The organism is Kribbella aluminosa, from assembly GCF_017876295.1.
GTDB classification, from domain to species: Bacteria; Actinomycetota; Actinomycetes; order Propionibacteriales; family Kribbellaceae; genus Kribbella; species Kribbella aluminosa.
In genome coordinates this window covers 84798-105988 of sequence record NZ_JAGINT010000001.1, presented here as the reverse complement: position 1 = coordinate 105988, position 21191 = coordinate 84798, and the positions used below count along the sequence as shown (strand labels likewise).

Below are 21191 nucleotides of genomic sequence, written 5' to 3'. Positions count from 1 at the left end.
CCGACCTTCACGGGGGCGGGCGGCTAGCCCCAAGTAACGCCCTTCAAGAGCTCGTCGACCGACACTGGCCGAGCGCCACCGCTCTCTGTAAATGCCTCAGCAACGAGATCGATCACGATTGCGCTGGCTGGCTTGTGCCGCACGTTCACCTGCTCCTGGAGAAACTCGAGGCCGCCGTTCGCATACTCCTCGAAGATCTTGATTCGTTCCTCCAGCCGCACGGCGTCCATGATCTCAGGATCCTCTGCCACGACATTTGCCGCGATCATGCCGACCAGCGCCTCACCGAAGGCAGGGTGGGTGAGGGTGTCGTAGCGGATCGGGTCACCAGCCGCAGTAGTGAATGGCACGCGGCGTTCCTGGCGATAGCCAACCGCGGCAGCAAAGAGCAAGACGTCCCGGAAGGTTGGAAAGCCCCCGTCCTCCTGAAGCTCTTGCATCAGTCTTTCGTGCTGATGCGGCCGCCGTACACGTACGTCGGAGGGTGCCGTCGTCACAGGATCACCTTCAACTGAGAATAGTCGGATTCGGCGGCGCAGATGTATGGGTAGGACGTCCCCTTCAACACGATGTCGTCGGAAACGCTGCCAGTGTTGGTGGTATGCGTCTCGATGACGCCGAGATTGCTGACGAAGGGCATCAGCTGGGTCACAACCTTGCCAAGCCCTTGGCTCTTGCTGACCAGCACGACCAGCTGTGGTGCCATGTTGGCCAGGGCTCGGGACACCGCTTCCTGATAGTCCTGGTCGAGAGATCCGAAGGCGGCATCCATCACGATCGGATACGTGCCAGCATCCTCTGCCGAGTCGCCTTCCGCACGACGCTCCTGGCGAATCTCGCGAGCGAGCTTAGACACTGCGGCAACGAAACTCAGGCTGAGAATCTGGTTCTCCCCCGTCGACTTCGGTACTGGTAACTGAACTCCGTTCACATCCTTGTGAAGGGTCAGCTCAAAGTCCTCGCTGAGCGTCGGAACCTGGTTCTGGTGCGTGATGCTTTTGAACACCGCCTTAAGTTCTGCATCGAGCCGCCGCCGTATGTCCTCCTCACGGATCGCAAGGATCTCTTGCAGCGCCCGCTTGACTGACTGCACGAGGTCTGAGCGGGAACGGGCCTTCGCGGCGAGCTCATCTGTTACTTCCGCCTGCGAGCGTTCCTTGTTCTTCTGCTCGACATCTTTCGCGAGTGTCTGGAGGTCCGCTCTCACTGCGCCGATGCGCTGTTGCTTGATCCCGACCCGATTGTTGAGATCCATGCGTTGGGTCTCCAGGGCCTTTCACATCCTCCATGCGGCTGCCCAGCAGGTGCAGCTTGCCGTCCAACTCAGACTTGCGCTCTTCGAGCCGTGTTACCCGATCGCGTTCAGTGCCGATCCGCTTCATCAGCGCGACGAGCGAATCCCCCAACTCATTGCGTGCAGCCGATAGCGGGGCAAGCTGACCGCTCAACTGCTGCCATGCAGTTTCCACCGCTTGTAGTCCGGCGCGTTGACGCCAATCCTTGACATGATCCCAGGCGGCCGTGTGCTCCTTCAGTGGAGTGCCACAGATGCAGGAGCCTTCCTCAAGGAGCTGATCAACAAACTCACGCTTGAGCGGGGCTGGGAGGGCGCCCTTCTGATAAAGGCCCTCAGCAATCGCAGCTGTGGACTCGGTCAGTGTGTCGGTGAACGCCTGAAATCCACGGGTAGCCACAAGGTACGCACGTTCAGCCATCGCGGCATCTCGTGCCGCGAGGGCGTCTTGCAGTTCGCCACCTACGGCATCACGCTCTGCCTGGATGGGAGCTGACTCGGCGTGCTGGCGGAGCAGATCGGTGACACTCTCACGGTTTTCTATCAGGATGGCTAGGTCACCCTCGAGGACCTTCAGTTCCTCTTGGCCGGCAGTCTCTCGCTCTCGTAGGGCGTCGATCGCCTCCTGGATCCCGCTGGCCTTATCACCACCATGCTTGCGGAGGACCGCGGTCAGCTTTGTGTCAACACTTGGTAGGTGATCGATGGCCCGTTCGACCTGCTCCAGAGCCAGGAGCACCTTGATGTCCTGCTTAACCTCAGCGTAGGCGCCCTTCTTGACAAGATTCTCTATGCGCTCGCCGTTGAAGAAGAACGATCGACTTACGCCGCGAGGAAGGATGACATGGATCGTCTCCTGCGGTGCTCCCACGATCTCCGAGGAACCATCTGGCTTCGTAGTCCACAGCTGAACGGCGGGGGAGATCGGGCCTTGCTGATCCGAGTCCTTACGAAGGCTCGCGCTTCGGAGCACGCGATAGTCCTGTCCTTCGTGGTCGAACCGCAACTCGACCGCGACCTCGCAGGAGTCGCCGAGCGGGAGCGCTCGCCAGACGCCATCGGTGATCATGCGGTCCTGCTGCTCAACGTCGTCCGACATCGTTTCGTAGAGTGCCCAGGTAAACGCGTTGAGGAAGGTGGTCTTACCGGCGCCGTTGGCCCCAAATAGCAGGGAAACCGGCCTGGAGGAGTCCGATGCCAGGTTGAAGGTCTGCTCGCCTGCGAACTGACGGAAGTTGGTGAGCGTGATCGACTGCAGTCTCATGGAAGAATCTCCTTCACGGCAGCGAGCAACTCGTCTATTGGCTCGTGGTTGATCAGATGCAGCTTTGCCCGTTCGATCTCGAGCACGCGTTTGAGAAGCGCGCGTTCCTCGGCACCCAACTCTTCGAGCACCTGCTTCTCGGTGCGACCTTCGGTCACTTGCCGTCCTCCGTTGACGTGATGGTTTGCACAGACCGCTCCTACATATCCATGAGTTGGTAGCGCTCCTTGAGCGGTCGCAGCACTTCTAGCGTGGTCTCATAGTTCTCAGACAGCTTGGCGAACTCGTTGGCCCGTTCGAGTTCCCGAATGAGGAGGTTTCGCTCGACCTCAAAGTTGAGCGGAGCCCCTGCAGGTGGAACAGCGAGGTAGTCGAAGATCTCGGCACGGTCTTTACCTTCAGCTCGGCGTAGCAGCCGGCCTCGGCGCTGGATGAACTGACGAGGATTGGAGCTGCTGGCAAGTAGATATCCCGTGCGGGCGTCCGGAATGTCCACTCCCTCGTCGAGGCACCGCATGGCGACCAATACTTGAAGATCGGTACCGGAACCAAAACGTCGAAGCAGAACCTTGCGCTCGGCGCGCGCTGTCTCTGAGATGTACGAGTGAGCCGCCAGGTGCAGCTCGTTGCCGACCAGGTGCATCGCGTCCCGAAGTTGGTTCGGCCCAGGTGGCTGGCCAGCCTCAGTTGGTCGCCGGCCTTCAGCGCAATAAACAAGTTGGAACCAGGCATCGGAGCGGCGTGCCAGATCGGCTCTCAGCGCTGCCAACTTTCCCTCGGCATGCCCGAGAACGCCTGCCCGCTGCCGGAGCAGGAATCCGAGAGGCGACGATGGGTCGGCGGCCTTGAGGTCGTCGCCCGCAGTGATGCGCTTCGCGATCTCAGTGGTCAGATCTGAATACAGGCTTGTCTCGATTGCATTCAGTTCGACGAGGCGCGGCATGTACAGGTATCGCGTCAGGGCGCCCATCTCTATGGCTTTGCCAAGGCCTAGCTCGAAGGCGATCGGACCGAAGTAGTCGATGAGAGCGTCCGTACCATCTTCGTCGAACCAACGCTCCGGTGTCGCTGAGAGCGCCAGTCTGTAGGTCGCATTCTGTGGCAAAGCCGCACGGTAGGTCGATGAGCCAAGGTTATGGGCCTCGTCAGCGACAACAAGTAGAGGTTGAGTGATTCGTGAGAGGACCGACTGGAACTTGTCGCCGATGTAGGAGGCGTTGGTGGCGACGATGACGACGACGGGACGTTGGCCTAGGCGTGCTTCGTTGAGCTGGTCTTCGACGACCGGCAGCCACTTCTGACTCGACTCGTAGACGGCTACCGGCCGGACGCCAAATTCCTCGACCTCGGTGATCCACTGATCGACCAGGTGCTGTAGGGGCGCGAGAACCAGTAGAACGAGTGGCTGCTCCCGCTGCCGGAGTACATTCGCAAGCTGTGTCGCGGCGATCAGTGCAGTTTTGGTCTTGCCTGTACCTGTGGCCATCTTGAGCATGCCGCGCCCTTGCTGCCGAAGCCACGCCTCCACGGCGTCGCGCTGATAGCCCCGCACCGTTATGTTGCTAGGGACGGCTAGCCGTGCAGGGCCATCGGTCACAACGACAGGTGGGCGTAGGGCGTCGTCGCGTGGCGGTAGGGTTCGTTCCCCACGTTCATTACCCAGGCTGATCAGCCGGTCGCGGGCTACCTCTGGGAACGGCACGACGCTGAGGCGCGTCGTCTTATCCGACCAGAGGGCCTCAAAATCCTCTTCGAGCCGGAGTGCTCGTCTACCGTCGACAGCCTCCCATCCGCGGTAGACCTCGATTGACTCGAAGTTGGCCACGAGGCCGCCGAAGGTCTCGTTGCTGCTACCTGTGAAGGCGACAAGATCGCCGTCGTCATCTCGAAAGATGCCGATCTTCTCGTGATAGATCCCAATCCAGTCGTCCTGCTGGACGAAGGCCAGCTTGATATCTAGAGCGCCTTCGGCAACCAGGCGTCCCACCAATCCCAAGCCGTCCAGTACGGTCTCCCGCTGTTCGCTGTCCAGCTCTCGTAAGGTTGCCCGCTCGACGACGGCACGGACGTCATACCCACGCTCGATGTCGATCAAGTCGTCCTCGTTGAAGTGAGGCGATGCCACCAATCGCATCACCCCACCTCGTGCGCTGAACGCCTCGATGCCACGGGCAAACAACGCCAGACTCGTCGAGGTGAAGTAGCCGACTGCGCGGCTGTAGCGAGTCGCGACGGTGAACGATGGCCGGTAGAACGTCGCTACGACGTCCTCTTTGTCGCTGCGGTAGCGATCAGCGAGCGATAGTGAACGAAGACCAGGTTGATTCGTCGTCACAACAGATCCAGAATCTCGTCGACTGCGGCGTCGTGAGTTGGTCGCTCGGGTAAGTCGCCGGCGTCCAGGCGGCTGCGGACCTGAATGAGCAGATCGGCGATGTCTGTGTCACCGCGCTCGCGGTAACCCCCGATCACGCTGGCTGCTGGTGACTCGTCTGGTAGTCCAATCGCTCGCGCTAGCGCCACCCGTGGATCATCAGCGGTGCCCATAGAGCACCCTGTCAACGCCAATGCCTTCAGCAGCGAGTCATCGGCCGTCACGTCGATCTGCTCGATTCGGAAGGTCCCGTCGTTACCGAGAACCATGAATACGTCGGTGTCGATCTCTATGTCCTGTGCCACAAGCAGGCGTCGGATCGAACCGAACGTGGGCTGGGCCCCGACCCAGCTGACGGTCTGCTGACCGGGCTGAGACGGGAGATAGTTAGTCGATCCGTGCTCAAGGTCGAGGATCGTCGCGATCGCGATCGGGGCCACCGATCCGCTGCCACGTGCATGCTCCTGCGTGATGTGGACTCGGTAGAGCCATTCGGTGGGACGACGGTAGAGCCGTCGTGTTCGCTCAGGCGACTTCTTCACCTGTCGGCCGCTCACTGCAAGTTGCACGATGCCGTTCTTGACCTCGAACGGAAGCGCGCTTGCGTACGAAGTAACACTGCTCGCTGTCACCGTGTACTGCCCGGTGATGCGCTCGATCAGTACTTCCAGCGTTAGTCGTCCGCCGGAGCGAGCAACCTCTTGCCGAATCAATGCCCGTACACCTTCGTATGTATCCATTTCCCATTCAGAGAGTGCCCAGCTGTCACGGTCTACCCGTTTGAACCGGTCATCGGAAGCGAGGGCATTCTTCAAGGAGTTCAGACTGCGGTCGCCTCCCAGGCGGTTATGCATCTCTTCGGACGACATGGGCGAGGCAGCAATCGACAAGATCGCCGCGGCACGGTCCGCCAGCTTCTGGAGACGGACGAGGACGTAGTCCCCGACAACAGCGCAACCGCAGTAGACCAACCAAGCACGCAGACCATCCTGGCTGACGTCATCCGGCAGGTTCGGGTTGAGAACTGGGATGTCGTCGAGGCTCGCGACGCCGTGCAGGTTGGCTACCTCTTCCAACGCTGTGACCGTCGGGGCGACGGCACTACCGATAGTGGGCACAGCGCACCAGCCGTCTTCGATCTCGTACTGGTCGTCGAGGCGATCCAGAACACGCCAGGCCGGCTGCGCAACCGCATCAACTTGTTGCCCGAGCGCCGGGATCACACGGATGAGCTCGTCGAGAGGCAGGACGGTGCTGACAACTTCTCGAACAGTCGCGGCGATATCTGCGAGCGGCGCCGAATCGAGGAAGCCGACCATGACGGCACGCGCCTTCGCCTCGATCTGGCGCACTCGTTCTCGGGTGACTCCTAACAACTGACCGAGTTCGTCGAGAGTCTTGGGCTGATCGGCGAAGAACCGGTGAGCCAGGACGAATTGAGTACGCTCGCCCAACGTAGCAATCTGGTCCTGGAGCAGCATCGCCGCTGTCAGATCAAGTTCAGCCGCATCAAGAACGGCCTCGCTTCCAAGCAGACAGATGCGCTCTTTGGCCTTGATAACGTCTGCGGGTGCCCATGCTGGCAGCTCATCCGCGACAAGCCGGGCATCTTGAATCCCCATCGATACGTACCAGCTGGCGATCATTCGGAGGTCGTCGGTAACCGGGTCCCTCAGGTGCTCACTTCGCTGTCCTTGGTCGACAAGGTCGGCAAAGAGATCAGTCTGCAACGGGTGACTCGCCACGGGGGTTGGACCCGACTTCTCGCCCGCGTCCTTCGCATGAGGGGTGGACACGGACCGGTGGTGCACCGCGATGCTTGCAAGCGACTGCAACATAGAGTCGACGGTCCCGACACCGATCTGTGGCCACCGCAGGATGTCACCGAGCTCGAGCGGGAGCAAGTCGCCGCTCGTCTTGTATCCCTGTCGACTCGCCGCGTTGCGAGCCCTTGTACTAGTCAAAATCCTAGGCAGTTCCTCGTCGGATGGCAGACCCGGAAAGATCTGACCGATCGTCCACCGGGTTAAACGTTCCAGCGCCAGGCTAGAAATCTGGCCGAGTCTCGTCTGGTCCGCTGGCTCCGACTCGGCGATGGCAGCCTCCCACCAAGGGTGGCCATCGTCCTCGAGCGACACATCGCTCCCAGCGGCGGCCTGCACCCACGGGAACGCCTCTAGCCAGCTGATGGCTGCGCCCTCGGCTGAATCATCGGTCACCGTTTCCCCCTTCTTCACGGTGATGTGTCTACACCCCTGCTCCGACAAAATCGGTGCTCTGCTCGTTATAGCGCTCACACACCCCGGATAGTTGCGCAAGCAGACGGTGATCGACTCGTTCGAATACGGGCTGTAGGTGGAGTCTCTACCCAGGGTCGGGTGATGACAAGTTGCCGATATCCGCACGGACGTCCGCCTCGGCACGGAGACTGTCCGCTGAAGACGAGAGGCTCTCGGCACGATTGGGCTGGCCTTCTTCAGGTCCTGTGTTTCCACGCCGCGCTACACCATGGCAGTGGTGTTCGTCGACGCCGCAGTCACAATGAACACCTGGTCGACCTTGTCGACGACCAACAGTGCCTGGTCCTCCCGGGGAAGCGGCGGGATGCGGTGGCGCGGCGATGGGGGCGACGACGACCTGGTTTCGGCCGGCATCCTTTGCGGCGTACTGCGCCTTGTCGGCCGCCTTCACCAGCAGCTGCAAGGTATCCGCGGCGTCGGGGAACGTCGCAACACCGACCGAGCAGGTCAGATTGTCGATCACCGCACTCTGACCATTCTTGCCAGGGACAGTGATACACAGGCTCGCGATGCGGCGGCGGACGCGCTCGGCGATTTCGGCGGCATCGGACGGGTTCGTGCTGGGTAGCAGGACGGCGAACTCTTCGCCGCCGAGGCGCCCGACGATGTCGTCGGCACGGGTGGCCCGCTGCAGCTCGGCGGCGACTTCTTGCAGGACCTGGTCGCCGGCGTCGTGGCCGTGGGTGTCGTTGATCGGTTTGAAGTGGTCCAGGTCGACGTAGAGCACGCTGAGCGCTGAGTTGGTGCTGGTGGCCCGCTCGAGTTCTTTTCCGGCCATTTCGTGCCAGAACACCGCGTTAACCAGCCCGGTCTTGGCGTCGGTGCGGGCGGCGGTCTGGAACTGGCCGGCCAGCAGCCCTTGGTGCAGGCCGAGCAGAGGGGCGAGCAGGATGGGGATCGCCCAAGGTTGATGCAGCAGCACGACCGTGGTTGCCGCGCCGAGGCCGAGCGAGCCGAGGCCGACGAAGTGGTCGTTGAGCCGGCCGACCATCTGGCGGGCGGTGGTTTCTGGGCTGGACAGCAGGACCGCGCCGATGACCAGGCCGTAGTTGACGAACCAGTACGCCAGCCCGGCCAGCACGAGCACGATCAGCCCGAGCGGGCCTGAGGGAAAGCCAGGGTAGCCATCGGGCGACAGCGCCTGCAGTACCAGCGCCGCGGCCGCCGAGCCGAGGACGACGGTGGCGGTGGTGAACACGAGTCGGTAGGCCCGGACCCGGTTCAGCCGCAGCCATGAGTGCAGGTAGGTCGACACGATTAGCGCGAACGCCAGTGGAGGCGGCAACAACAGCACCGCGGCGAAGGTCCACATGCCCTTCAAGTTCACGTACGGCAGGCCTTCGGCGGCGAGCTCACGCAGCCGCTCGGTCCCTCGGGCCGCCTCGATGTGAACCGCAGAGCCCACCGCGAGGATCGCGAAACGGACCAGATCCGTCGGCCCGATCGGGTCGACTCCGGCCGCGATTGCCGGGGCTGCTAGGGCGAGGACATCGATGGACAGGACGTAGCCGAGCAGGACGGGCGGGATCGACCACAGCTCCCAGTTTCGCAGCGCGCGCGACCGGTCCGGGCGGCGACGGCCGGGCCGCCGATGCCGGATACTGATCATGGAACAACCCCCGCCTCACGTAGGTCCCCATCGCCAGGGTAAGCGACCCATCACCGAATGTCACCGCCGCTGGCGATGCGGAGAGCCCCCCTTGGGAGGAGGTGCCTGCTCATGCGTAACGGCGAATGGCACTGACGATCCCCCCTTTTCCTTCTCCGCTCCGGAGAAGTTCGCTGAGCTCAGGCCGGCGTGTACGCACGCTGTGCCCGGGTGAAACCCGTGGCCGCACCAGCCGCGGCGATCACCCCGAGCACGCCGGCCGCAGCAACCACATAGGCGGGCCGCCACCGGTCCGCCGCCACCCCGGCCAGCAGGATCCCGACCCCCTGCGCCACGATCATCACGGTGCGGGCCAGGCCGAACGCCTGGCCTCGCTGTGCGTCCGGGACGCTCTGCACGAACATCACGTTCGCCTGCAGCTGGTAGGCCGAGCACAGCCCGGATAGGAACCACAGCAGCACCGTCACCACCAGGCCCGGCTGGAAGACACAGCCAATCAACGGCGCGCACGACCCGAACGCCAGCGGACGAATCAGCCGGATCCGGAGCGCCGGATCCTGCCGAGTCAGCAGCAGCATGCCCGTCACCGCACCGGCAGGGTTCGCCGCCAGCAGCACTCCCACCGCGACCGCGCCCGTGACAGGGCCCTCGGGCAGTGCCGCAGCGTACGGGGCAGCGAGTCCTTCGACGGTGATGTAAAACCCCATCAACGACGCCAGCATCACCAGATACCGCAGGCGCCGGTCCTGCCAGACCAGTCGTGCACCCGCAGTGATCTGGGCCAGCCAGGCCGGCCGATGCGCCGGGTCACCGTCCAAGGGGTAATCGCGGATCCCGAAGCCCACCAGCGCAGCCGATACAGCGAAGGTGGCCGCGTCGACCAGCAGCGTCTGTGGCGTGCCGAGCGCGGCCACAAGGGCGCCACCGGCAACGAAACCGGCCACCTGCGCGAACTGCGAGGTGATGTTCGAGATCGCACTGGAACGCACGTACTGCTCACCGGTCAAGATCGCCGGCAGCAGCGCGGCCCGGGCTGCCTGGAACGGCGAGGCGAACAACTGGACCACGACCAGCAGCACGCACAGCAGCCACAACGGTGTACCAGGGATTGCCATCATCGCGACCAATACCATCCGAACCAGGTCGCACACGATCATCACGCGGCGGCGCGAGAACCGATCGGCCAGCCCTGACAGCAGCGGTCCCGCCACGAGGTCGGGCAAGAACGTCAAAGCGTAGGTCAACGCCGACAGCCCGGCCGAACCGGTTCGGTCGAACACCAGCACCGCCAACGCCACCCGGGCAAGCTGATCACCGGCCACGGAAGCCAGCTGCGCGAACCACAACGCACGGAACTCCGCGACCGCGAACACGTCACGGTAAGTCGCCTTCGGCTCTGCTGAATCCGGGCCGGGCTGTGGGGCGGGCCTGCTGGTCACTACATCACGCTACCCACAAACCACAGCCTTCGCGATCGCAGGCTGATACCAGCTGCATCGAGACAAGGATCCGTTCTGGCGCTGGCTGGTTTGTTCGGATCACCTCGCCCATCGGCGGCTGCTGTCTTATCTATCCGGCGCGGAGGTTGTTGGAATGTGCGGCTAGGCCTGCGGTCAGCTGACCGGCGTGGGCGAGGTCAACCAGCCTGATCGCCATGTCATCGCTGGTGTTCGACCGGGGTGAATCAGTCGCAGCCGCAGCGTGATTTGCCGTCGAACTGGGCGGTACGACGACGAAGAGTGTGTGGCCGAGGCTATTGGCTGCCTTGAGCCATTCCTGGCTGGCGTCGACTCCGCCAGGGATGTAAAGCGTTCGGCCTGGTGTGCTGAGGCTGGTTACCAGGCAGCCGGTGTGGTGGAGCTGCAGCCGACCGGAGTTGGGCCAGTTGCCTTGTTGCCACTGGGCAGGACTGATTCGCCTGATGCAATCGGTGAGTGTTAGCTGGGCGCGGATCGCGTTGTAGGAATCGGGGCTACCCGCCTCCAAGACGACCACACCAAGGATCCCGATTGAGGTTTCGACTGTGGCCAATGTCCATGCTGGCACACGGAGGATGGTCACGATCCGGCCCGCGTACTTGCTCCGGGCTGCCTAGGGAAACCGAACCGGCGAGATGTGGTGTTACTGCTGAGCAGTGGCGGCCAGGTCGGTGTCACAAGTACGAGCGTAGGCGCCAGACGGCCCGGCCAAAGGGATGACCTGGCTGGCGTCGGGTGTCGCATCTTCGTAGCACTCTGCACTACGAGGCGGTGCGGAGCCGGGGCATTGACAGACCTGGCACATAACCTCAGTGCGTGAATGAGATACACGAGGATGAAGCAACCTTGCGGTCTGCGATGCTGGAGCGGCTGGCGGCAATGCGGGGCGCTCCACTGGCCGGCAATGTGGCCGACGCGATGATGGTGGTGCCGCGGCATGTGTTCGTGCCGGAGGCGCCGTTGTCGGAGGCATACGGGTTGGGCGTGGTGGTGACGCACTGGGACGGGCAGGGTGTGCCGACCAGTTCGGCCTCCGCACCGGGCACTGTTGCAGGGATGCTGGAACAGGCGCAGGTGCTACCGGGGCAGCGGGTGCTGGAGGTCGGTGCTGGGACCGGCTACAACGCCGCGTTGTTGGCCCATCTCGTCGGACTATCGGGCTCGGTCACCACTATCGAGTACGACGCCGATGTCGCGGATGCTGCGCAGAGGCACCTGGCTGCCTACGGAGTGGACCGGGTCCGGGTTGTGACTGGTGACGGCACGCTGGGTGCGGCCGAGGACGGTCCGTTCGACCGGATCCTGGTGACGGCCGGGGCGTGGGATGTGGCGCCGGCCTGGGTCGAGCAACTCGCGCCCGACGGACGTGTGGTTCTGCCGTTGCGTCTCCGTGGCCTGACGCGGGTGGTCGCGTTCGAGCGGGACGGGGCGGGGCTGCGGAGCGTGTCCGTGATCGAGGACGGGTTCATCCCGATGAAAGGCATCGGCGCGATGCCGGAGAAGAATGTCCGGCTCGGTGTTGGCCCAGATCTGACGCTGCGGATCGATGATGCGCAGCCTGTGGAGCCGGCGCTTCTACAGGTCCTGGACAGCGATCCGGCATTGGAGTGGACGGATGTCGTGGCGCCGTGGGCGTGGACGCCTGAGCAGGACTTCTGGCTGGCTACGTTGCCTGGCTTCTGCCGCGTGTTTGTCAACGCAGAGGCCGTTGCGAAGTTGCGGGTTCCTCCAGCGAAGGATCCGTGGGGTGCGTGGGGCGTCTACTCGAGTGCATCGCTGGCCTATTTGTGCTCACGGCAGGTCGGCGGGACGGATCAGATGCCGATGCTGCAGGTCGGTGCGTGCGGATTCGGCCCTGACGGTGCCGGCCTAGCGCAGCTGCTCGCCGCGCGGGTTCGGCTATGGCAGGAGCAGGCGGCGGGGGTGGAGCTGACGATCGAGGCACGGCCACTGTCCGCCACGCCGCTTCCCGGCGAGGACAGGGCACTGTTGGTCGTCGACAAGGTCGACCATGTGTTCGCCGTGACCGCGATCTCGACGAACACATCCTCGAGGTCTAGCGCGACGGCAACCTGACCGTAGACCAGGGAGTCGGCCGTGACCAGGTCGTCACTGCGCCAGCCTTTGACGGCATCACACCCTGGCCACCGCGGCGACACGCCAGGCTGGCCTGCCTACCAGCCAAGCTCGGCGTACGGAGCACCGCGCAGGTGGCCTTCAAGGCCGGCCCGCGGATACGGCACCATGTCGGCTGGCAACTGCTCCAACGGAAACCACATCATTGCTGAGCATTTGCTGGGCTCGGTGATAGCCGGCTCGCCGACCCAATCGACAGCGAGGAAGAACAAACCCAGACGCGAGGCTTCCGTAGCATGACCACGGTGCAGCGTATGCACGAGCGTCAGCGTTCCTGGATCCACCTTGGCCCCCGTCTCCTCGAGACCCTCACGTGCGGCTCCTGCGGCTGCACTTTCCCCCTCCTCGAGATGGCCAGACGTTCTCTAGGCTTCCCCGGTCTGTCGGTTTAACTACGGAGCGGGGTACGGGTGTCGGGTTCTGCGCGGTGGTCGGTGGACTTCTACGACTTGATGGCTCCGGTTGCCCTGATTGAGGTTTCGGGCCTGGAGTGGTTCGGTGGCGTAGGTGAGCGCGCGGTGCGCAATGGGGCACGACACGGCACCCCGATCCTGTCACCGCCAGCTGGGGTGAGGCCCGATCCGAGGATCAACCTGTTCTTCAGGACCGGGTCGATGGCGGGGGGCCTCGCCGGCAACGTGGCGGCGGTACGCCTATTCATTGGCTGTATGGCTGGACTTCCTGTCGGTGTTCGACCGGTGCTGGGACAAGGCGTCGGTAGGCGACGTGGAAGCGTTCAAGGATTGGCGGCTGACCGATGTCTTGAACGGCGGCAGGATCCGTCCTACGAGCTTCGACACCGACCGCGCCGCGCTGAACTGCTTCTACGGGTGGGCGGCAACTCGATGCAAGGTGGTCAATCCGGTGGCGACGATTCGCACGGGTCGCCGTCCGAATCGTCGCGGCGGCTTGGCTGACGGGTCTGGCCTGGGCGGGCGCGATCCGCTGCGGCCTGCCGGCGCGACCCGGCGTCAGGTGAAGTGGATGCTGCGGCCCGCGTTCGAGCAGTGGCGTGACATCGGCCTGCGTGGCTACGGATTCGACGGTCTGCGCCGTTCCGAATGGCGCGGGTACAACGAGGACCGCGACACCGCGTTCGTCGACGGCCTGTACGGCACAGGACTGCGCCTTCAGGAGTGGGCCAGCATCCTTGACGTCGAAGTTCCATCGGCGGTCGGCCCGCGCAGTGCTCGACTCTGGCTGTCGGCCGCCTGCATCAAGGGCGGCGGTGAGGGCCGGGTCTACCGGATTCCGCGGCCAGCGTTGACCGCGGTGCATGCCTACCTGGATCCACTTGAGGGATCGCGGGCCGAGGTGATTCGGCGGGCACGGCGCGCGGGACGCTACGCCGACCTCGCAGGGATTCGCGTGGTCACCGCCTACAACGCGCGCAGCAAAACACTGCGCGTCCAGGGCGATGCCTGCTCGGAGTTGCTGCCGCTGGACGTGATCGGTCCCGATGAGCGACGCAGATTGTTCCGGGCGACATCGGAGGGTCTGGAGCCCCTGGCGGTGTGGTTGGCGCCCAACGGCATGCCGAAGAAGGCGCACGGCTGGGAGGACACATTCGGCGATGCCAACGCTCGGGTGGAGCGGGCTTGGCGCGGTGACACCGTGGACGCCGACAGCGAGCACATGCCGTGTCCGTTGTGGGCACGGCCGCACATGCTGCGACATTCGTTCTGCCTGAAATGGTTCTGCGTGTTATCTCTGGTCTGGGAGCTGCGGGTGAACGGATTCACCTCCGAGGAATTGAAGGACCTGCGGGAACAGTTCGGCGACATCTGGTATCAGCTGGCGACGTTGATGGGTCACGCCACCGCGTCCACCACACGCGACTACTACCTGGAACCGTTCACCGGGCTACAGGTCGACTATCTGATGTCGCTGCTCGACGAAGACGAGAAGACCGGTATCGACGCGCTGGTTCGAGCGGTTGCCCAGGACACCGGCCAGGTGCTGACCGAGGTGCCGGCGCTACCCGGCGATGGCCGATGACGCGGGGCCGTCGAGCGGCACTACCGGACCCGAACTGGCGGCCACCGCAGCGGCTGCTGGACGAGCGTGATGCGACGGTTGTGCGGTTCGTTGAGGAATCAGGCAGCCGCACAAGGCGATTCGACTTCTCGGAGTTACCCGTCGAACTTGACGTCCGGCAATGGCTGGCGCGGGTGCTCGCCCGCAACGTCAGTGCGCGTTCGGCAGTGAAGCGGCTCAGCACCGCGGATACGCACTACACGGCGCTGAAGCGGTTCGCGCTGGCGCTCGCGGAGGTTCGGCCCGCGCCGGCTGGTCCCAGCGAGGTGACAGCGGCGCACGTTCACGCGGTCGTCGACTCCTATCGCGGGCACGCGTCGCAACGCGACTTCCTGAAACGGCTGCGCACCACGTTCCGCGACGATCCGGAGCTGCCGCCCGCCGCCCGCACCGCGCTGCTGGCCGCGAGGGTCGTCCCCAGTCCCGAATCGGGCCGTCCCAGGATGCCCTACAGCGACAGCGAGTGGCGACTCATTGTGGTCACCGCACAGCGCGACATCCGGGTGGCACGCACCCGAATCGGGGCCGGGCGCGCGCTGCTGGCCCGCTACCGTTCGGGCGACGCGGTCGACGCTGACGCCGAGCTGGGGCGGTTGCTGGATGTATTCGACCGCACCGGTGAGCTTCCGCGGATCGCCTCCGGTGACCACGTGCGAGAAGTCACCCGCTGCGGCGGAGTCGCCGCAGTGGTGTTCAGCCTGTGCTTGTCCCAACGCGAGGCGACCTCGTTCGCGGTGCTGCTGACCACGCTGACCGGGCAGAATTTCGGCACCGTGGCCACTTGGCCGGCCGTCCATCACCGTGCGGACGGCACCCACTCCGAGCTGGGGGTCGCTTTGCTGGAAACCAGCAAGCCGCGCCGCGGCCCGGATCGTGAGCACATGATCACTGCACTGGAGGATGTCCCGGCCGGCCTGGCTGAGGTGCTCGACGGCGACGCCGAGGAGCGTTGGCTGTTCCGGTCGCCGCTGCGCGTCTATCGGCTGCTTCTCGAGCTGACCGAACTGACGCGCCGCCACGGCGGGCACACTGCGGCGATCACCGCCTACACGCCTCGGCAGGGCCGGTGGGGATCCGGGTGGCCGCAGGGCTCCACCTCCAAGGACGTCGTCCGCTGGGCGCACGACCACGGCTTTCCCACAGCCAAACACGATGGGCGGAACGGAAAACCGGCGATCAATGTCGTCCGGATCCGGATGACCGCCATCGAGCGACGACGACGCCCGGTCGCGCACACTCGTCAGACCATGAACGACACCTACCTGCGGCCCAGCCGCACAGTTCAGGCCGAGAGCCGCACGGTTGTCGGCGCGGCACTGCGCGATCAGGTCGACAAAGCCCGCCTACGCCAGAACGCCACGGTGTTCACCACCGAATTCGTCGCCAGCGCCGAACGCGACACCGCCGCTGCAGCCCGCGAAGCGGGGATGCACGAGCAGACGTTACGTGACCTCCTTGCAGGCGAGCACGACACCGCCGTGGCGGCCTGCGTCGACCACCACCACGGACCGCACACCGAGCCCGGGAACCCCTGCCCCGCTTCGCTTCTCAACTGCCTGAACTGCGAGAACGCTCGCGCGTTGCCGCACCAACTGCCGATCCAGATCGCCGTCCGGGACCGGATCGACTCCCTGCGAGCGCATCTGGACCCGGCGACGTGGACCCACCGCTACCGAGATGCGATCGACGGACTGGAAGACATCCTGCGCCACTACACCCCGGCCGAGTGTCAGCAAGCGCGTCACAGCATCACACCGGCCCACCAGCACCTTGTCGACAACCTCATCGACGGAAGGCTCGACCTGCGATGACCGTCGCCCACAACCACGCACCCGCACTCGATCACGAGCGGCCCGTCGAGGACACTGTCGTGCTGGGCGCCAGAACCATCCGGTCCGGGACCGACCCTGCGACGCTGTCGCTGTTCGATGACAAGATCTGGCACCTCAAACCAGCGCACCCCGACGCCCACCTCAGGGTTCCACCGCTGCATTGGGAACGGTATCCCACCCCGATGGTGGCGGCATTCAAAGCGTTCTTCCTCGCTGCGCTGAACCATCCCTACCCTCCAGGTCCAGGATCCCAACGGCCCGGCGAGCGCGTCAGCGTCGGAACACTGCCCTACTGGTTCTATGACCTGCGGGTCTTCGCGACCTGGATGATCGACCACGGCATCTCGCAGATCTGCGAGGCCACCGACCGCGACCTGGATCTCTACCGCGCCCACGTCCACGCGTTGGCGCGCCAGGCCGGCCGCAAAGCCGATCTGCTCCAGGTCGTGCGCACGTTCTGGCTGTTCGGTGAACACCTGCCCGCCGACGCCCAGCTACGCACCGGCTATCCCTGGAACGGCACCGCCACCAAGGACCTCGTCCCAGGGACATCGACCGGGTTCGAGAACAAGACCCCGCGCATCGCCGCCGACACCATGGAGACGCTGCTGGCCTGGGCGCTGCGCATGGCCGAAGTCCTCGGCCCCGACATCCTCGCCGCACGCCTCGAACAACGCAGCCTCGACAACGGCGATCACCCCTCGCAAGCCGACTACACCGGAACCCTCGGCCGGCGACTGCCGATCCTGCTCGACCGGCTGCGCGCCGACGGCGCGTGCCTGCCAGGCAAACCCGGTGGCGGAATCAACTTCGGTGCCGTGCTCCGCATGGTCGCCATCCCCGAGGACAAGCGCGGGGGAATCACCCCGAGCCAGAAACGGATGCTCGAGCAATCCGGCATTCCAGTCGCCGACGACACCTACCTCGGCTGTGTCACCGGCACTATCGACGGTCGGCCCTGGAGAAGCCGACCGATCACCGTCGCGGAGCTGCCCACGCTGGTCCGGCTGCTCTACGCCGCGTGTTTCACCGTCGTGTGCTACCTGTCCGGGCTTCGTCCGGGTGAAGCTCTAAATCTGACCCGCGGTTGCCGCGACCGCGATCCCGATACCGGTGAACTGCTGATCATTGGCCGCCGCGGCAAAGGCTTCGACCGCAATCCCCTCGCGCCCGACGACAAGCCCGACAGCCGTCCCTGGGTTGTCGTCGAGCCCGTCCATGCGGCCATCGGCATCCTCGAAAGTCTGGACACGCAGCGGTATCTGTTCCCTGCCAGCGCGCACAGCGCCCACGCCGCCCGACCGAACGAGCACAACGCCAGATCCACCGCGATGATCGCCCGCGACATCGAGGACTTCGTGGCCTGGGTCAACGCGACATTCCACCACGGCGACAGCGCCCCACCGATCCCACCCGACCCGACCAAACACCTGCACGCCACGCGTTTCCGACGCACCCTCGCCTACCTCATCGTTCGCCGCCCCCGCGGACTCATCGCCGCCGCACTGCAATACGGGCACGTCAGCACCAAAATCACCACCAACTACGCCGGGCGGTCCGACACCTCATGGACCAACGACTTAGCTGTCGCACGGCTGGAAATGGTGCTGGAACAGATCGACGACGACACCTTCCGCCTCGCTGCCGGGGAACACATCTCCGGGCCATCCGCAGACCACTACCGCGACCGCGTCCACCACGGGACACGCTTCGCGGGCAGGGTCATCACCGGTGTCCGAAACGCCGAACGGATTCTGGCCCAACTGGACCCGAACATCCATCACGGCGACGGCATGACCTGCGTCTGGCGGCCCGAGACCGCGGCCTGCCGACAGGCCAAACTCGATGTCGGACTCCCCGCCGGCGACCAGCCCGACGAGACCGACTGCCGGTCCCACTGCGCAAACCTCGCCTTCACCGACCGCGACATCCAGCAGCAAGAACAACACGCACAGCAATGGGAAGCCGCTGCCAACGACCCGTTGGCTCCTACACCGCTGCGGGATCGGGCCGCCGCGCTGGCCGAGCGGACACGCGCAATCATTCACCGCCACAACACCGTTGGACCAACCACACCTACGGAAGGGGCCTGATGGGACGAAAGCCACGCGACCGGAACGCCGACGCCGCCTCCCTCACCGCAGCCGCCGACAGGCTCCTGGCCGGCACCCCACTGCGATCGGCATCAGGCAAACTCACCATCACCGACCTCATCACCGAGTCCGGGCTACGACGGGACGTCGCCTACGAGCATCCCGTCGTTATCGACTCCTTCAAAGCCCGCGTCAAAGCCCAGAACACGACCCCGTTAGCCATGCTGGAACTCGCCGAGGAAAACACGGCGCTGCGGGAAAAGAACGACCGCCTCACCAAGGAACTCGGCACCGAACGCGACAACACAGCGGCGCTGCGCAGAGTCACCGCCGAACTAGCACTCGAGTTGGACCAGGCGAAGGAGCAACTGGCCGCAGCGGCTGCGGTGACCAGACTGGATACCCGGCCTCGCCGCAAGTGACGCCGCAACGCCCATTCCCCCGAAGTCAGGCCGGTGTGGTCGAGAGTGGCCAGATGTGTTCACTGGTCGGGGTCTGGTACCACAGGTGTCGGTGGGTCTGGGTGGCGGTGAGCCCCGAACTGGGTCCAGTCTGGGCGGCCGTGGCCGTCCCAGAACTGGTAGAGGTCTTCGACTCATCGAAGAGTCTGCGGGGGCCGCCTTGTTCGACCTGATGTTTCCCGGCAGCGTCGGTGTCGTGGTAGACCTCGGCCCAGGATCCGTCGGTGGCCAGGAGCCCGCTCAGCGGCCGGCCACCGTCGTCGTGGGACTGGTAGGCCCGGCGCTTGGGTAGCTGTCCGAGCCCGCCAAAGTTGGTGGCCGTGGCCACCAACACCGCCGCGTCACTGGTCGGTTGTAACGCGGAGCCGGATGCAACCGATGCAGCTAGTGTGTGAAGGCCCCGGCGGGTTCCCCGAGCTGCCGGGGCCTTGCGCTACTTCCTCCCGTAGCTTCCAGCGCAAAACCAGCGATTAGTGAGATCTGCCGAGTGCCGGCGGGTTGTGATGGCAGGGTGTCCGCTAGTTAGTTAGCCGAGGTGCTGCTGGCCCCGGGGGTCGGTGTTGGTGGATCTGTTGGCCGTGCTGTGCCTGGATCGACGGATCAGGCGGCTCGTCACCGCGAAACGCCATCCCTGAGCGCCCCGCGCCGGCGCCAGGAGGCTGATGAGCAAGGTTGCGGCAAGGCGGCAGAGGCGTGCCCTGGAGCGCAGAGCGGTGGTGAACAGCGGGGGTCGTGCCGATGTACGGATCGGCGCCGTGCACCGATCGAAGACTTCCCCGATGCTGAGCCGCTACGGCTCACGGGATCCGCGGGGGCGGGCCGCTGGGCTGCTGCGAGGCCCGGAGCGCGGCTTTGAGCCGGTGGACCTCGGCGTGAAGCCGGGCCACTTCATCCGGCGTGGCGCTGGGGCCGCTGGTGGTGGAGATCTGTAGCCCGGCCCGGCTCCGGCGCTCGTATCGTTGCATGTACCAGAGCATCAGCCCCATACCGACCGGGCAGGCGAGCAACACAAGGGCGACGAGAATGTACTGAGACGTCTCCACCTGGCTCCTTTCCGCTGGTCGCGTATCCGACTCAGGGCGCCGGGAGGGCTCGGCCGCCGGCGCGCGAGTCCCGTGGCTGAACGGCTGACGCCTGCAGACCCGCGGGGGTCCCGTCCGGCTTCGCTGCCGGTAGTGCGCCGAGCATCGGCACCGACCATCCACCGGCGACCAAGAGGCGGCACGAACCAGGCGGCGACTTCCAGCGGCGGCAGGGCCACATCAGCAGGAACCCGGTCATGATCGCGAGGAACCCGCTGTACTGCCGGTAATGGGCACGCCGGTGCGGGCCTGAGGTGGCCAACCCACCGGACCGCGAGGGTAACCACAGCCGGCGTCGTCATCGCGTCGACTCGGTGAGGGTGGTAAGTACCGTGTTGTCGGCCGTGACGACCTCGATCCGGTCGATGTCGGCCAGCGGAAACGACGTACTGGCCGGCACTTCTGCTTGTTGGACGCCGCTGGTTGCCCACCAGCCGGTCGTCTCTGATGCACCGTTGCGGGTGTACACCACCAGTTTGCACCTCAGCCCGCCGCGGAGATCCTTCAGGCGCAGCCGGATGTCCGTGCCCCAGGGCCGGCTGGTCAGCTGTGCCGTCGTGTCGATCCCGTAGGCGCCGTCCGTGGCTGACCAGGCGATGCTGTTGGTTGCCCGTGGCGCTTGGTCGGTCAGGACCTGACGGGCGACGAAGCCGCCCGCGAGGACTATGACGGTAGCCGTGGCCGCTGCGAGCCGCACCCGCCTGCGAAAGACAGCCCGCCGCGATGTGGCAGCCGAGCTGACCGAGACCTCAGCCGGCGCAGGCGAAGCGGGCAACGGATCCGGACGATCGCGCTGCATGGCTGCGGTCAGCCAGCCAAGGTCGGGGCCGAGCTCACGACTAGGGCCAATGCCATCCTCGAGGCGGGAGTCGACCACGAGATCGGGGTCGGGGTCGGCTGCCGTGGACGTGACGTCTTCGAGTGTCAGGGTGTGCAGCAGTCCGGGCAGGTGGGCGAACTGCAGGAGGGCCTCGCGGCAGCTTGCGCAGTCGCGGAGGTGGCGCTCGGTCTGGAGGCGTTCGGCGGCGTCGAGCGCTCCGAGCACGTAGGCGCCGATCGCGATGGTCTCCCGACACGTCATGGGCCCGTCATTCCTTCTTCCAAAGCGGCGCGCAGGGCGTGCAGCGCAGAGAAACTGCGGGATTTCACAGTTCCCGGTGGAATCCGGAGAGCTGCGGCTGACTCCGAGACTGTCTGCCGTCGATACAACAGCTCGATGATCACCTGGCGG

15 protein-coding genes and 1 pseudogene are annotated in these 21191 nt (G+C 65.0%); 5 read left to right on the top strand and 11 right to left on the bottom strand.

What is annotated here, in order from left to right; translation table 11 throughout:
• Positions 1–23: 23 nt before the first annotated feature.
• The 7 genes from JOF29_RS00600 to JOF29_RS00570 all read right to left on the bottom strand — a co-directional run bounded on the left by JOF29_RS00600 (position 24) and on the right by JOF29_RS00570 (position 10280).
• The gene (locus tag JOF29_RS00600; protein ID WP_307863084.1) at positions 24–497 is read right to left on the bottom strand and encodes a DNA phosphorothioation-associated protein 4; all 474 of its coding nucleotides are present in this window, start codon (positions 495–497) and stop codon (positions 24–26) included.
• A 630-nt stretch (positions 498–1127) separates the two neighbouring features.
• Positions 1128–2558 (bottom strand): AAA family ATPase, encoded by a 1431-nt coding sequence (locus tag JOF29_RS00595; protein WP_209692265.1) that lies wholly within the window; start codon positions 2556–2558, stop codon positions 1128–1130.
• Entirely contained in the window at positions 2555–2716 is a 162-nt protein-coding gene (locus tag JOF29_RS00590; protein ID WP_209692264.1) for a hypothetical protein, read from the bottom strand. The genes JOF29_RS00595 and JOF29_RS00590 overlap by 4 nt, the downstream gene beginning before the upstream one ends.
• A gap of 41 nt (positions 2717–2757) precedes the next feature.
• On the bottom strand, positions 2758–4893 hold the full coding sequence (locus JOF29_RS45090; protein ID WP_209692263.1) for a DEAD/DEAH box helicase family protein: 2136 nt from the start codon (positions 4891–4893) through the stop codon (positions 2758–2760).
• Positions 4890–7169, bottom strand: coding sequence for a sigma factor-like helix-turn-helix DNA-binding protein (locus JOF29_RS00580; protein WP_209692262.1), 2280 nt, complete (start codon positions 7167–7169; stop codon positions 4890–4892). Before JOF29_RS00580 ends, JOF29_RS45090 begins: the two co-directional genes overlap by 4 nt.
• A gap of 127 nt (positions 7170–7296) precedes the next feature.
• Complete coding sequence (locus JOF29_RS00575) at positions 7297–8544, bottom strand: GGDEF domain-containing protein (RefSeq protein WP_209692261.1); 1248 nt, start codon at positions 8542–8544, stop codon at positions 7297–7299.
• Between the two features lie 476 nt (positions 8545–9020).
• A complete protein-coding gene (locus JOF29_RS00570) occupies positions 9021–10280 on the bottom strand; it encodes an MFS transporter (RefSeq protein ID WP_307863083.1) in 1260 nt (419 codons plus the stop codon).
• An 855-nt stretch (positions 10281–11135) separates the two neighbouring features.
• Between JOF29_RS00570 and fxlM the strand changes: the two genes are divergently transcribed.
• Entirely contained in the window at positions 11136–12395 is a 1260-nt protein-coding gene (gene fxlM, locus JOF29_RS00565; RefSeq protein WP_209692260.1) for a methyltransferase, FxLD system, read from the top strand.
• Positions 12396–12493: 98 nt separating this feature from the next.
• Here the strand turns inward: fxlM and JOF29_RS00560 are convergent.
• Positions 12494–12799, bottom strand: a pseudogene (locus tag JOF29_RS00560) (NUDIX domain-containing protein); the annotation flags it as partial.
• A gap of 316 nt (positions 12800–13115) precedes the next feature.
• Here JOF29_RS00560 and JOF29_RS42585 point away from each other — a divergent pair.
• The 4 genes from JOF29_RS42585 to JOF29_RS00540 all read left to right on the top strand — a co-directional run bounded on the left by JOF29_RS42585 (position 13116) and on the right by JOF29_RS00540 (position 18839).
• A complete protein-coding gene (locus JOF29_RS42585) occupies positions 13116–14453 on the top strand; it encodes a site-specific integrase (RefSeq protein WP_245357390.1) in 1338 nt (445 codons plus the stop codon).
• A gap of 173 nt (positions 14454–14626) precedes the next feature.
• Positions 14627–16303 carry a hypothetical protein gene (locus JOF29_RS00550; RefSeq protein WP_209692259.1) on the top strand — a complete coding sequence of 559 codons (1677 nt, stop codon included), beginning with the start codon at positions 14627–14629 and terminating at the stop codon, positions 16301–16303.
• Positions 16300–18417 carry a site-specific integrase gene (locus JOF29_RS00545; RefSeq protein WP_245357389.1) on the top strand — a complete coding sequence of 706 codons (2118 nt, stop codon included), beginning with the start codon at positions 16300–16302 and terminating at the stop codon, positions 18415–18417. Before JOF29_RS00550 ends, JOF29_RS00545 begins: the two co-directional genes overlap by 4 nt.
• Positions 18417–18839 (top strand): hypothetical protein, encoded by a 423-nt coding sequence (locus JOF29_RS00540; protein ID WP_209692258.1) that lies wholly within the window; start codon positions 18417–18419, stop codon positions 18837–18839. Before JOF29_RS00545 ends, JOF29_RS00540 begins: the two co-directional genes overlap by 1 nt.
• 836 nt (positions 18840–19675) lie before the next feature.
• Here the strand turns inward: JOF29_RS00540 and JOF29_RS00535 are convergent.
• The 3 genes from JOF29_RS00535 to JOF29_RS45810 all read right to left on the bottom strand — a co-directional run bounded on the left by JOF29_RS00535 (position 19676) and on the right by JOF29_RS45810 (position 21184).
• The gene (locus tag JOF29_RS00535; RefSeq protein ID WP_307863082.1) at positions 19676–19921 is read right to left on the bottom strand and encodes a hypothetical protein; all 246 of its coding nucleotides are present in this window, start codon (positions 19919–19921) and stop codon (positions 19676–19678) included.
• A 337-nt stretch (positions 19922–20258) separates the two neighbouring features.
• A complete protein-coding gene (locus tag JOF29_RS00530) occupies positions 20259–21041 on the bottom strand; it encodes an anti-sigma factor family protein (protein WP_209692257.1) in 783 nt (260 codons plus the stop codon).
• Entirely contained in the window at positions 21038–21184 is a 147-nt protein-coding gene (locus JOF29_RS45810) for a sigma-70 family RNA polymerase sigma factor (protein WP_209692256.1), read from the bottom strand. Before JOF29_RS45810 ends, JOF29_RS00530 begins: the two co-directional genes overlap by 4 nt.
• Positions 21185–21191 lie beyond the last annotated feature (7 nt).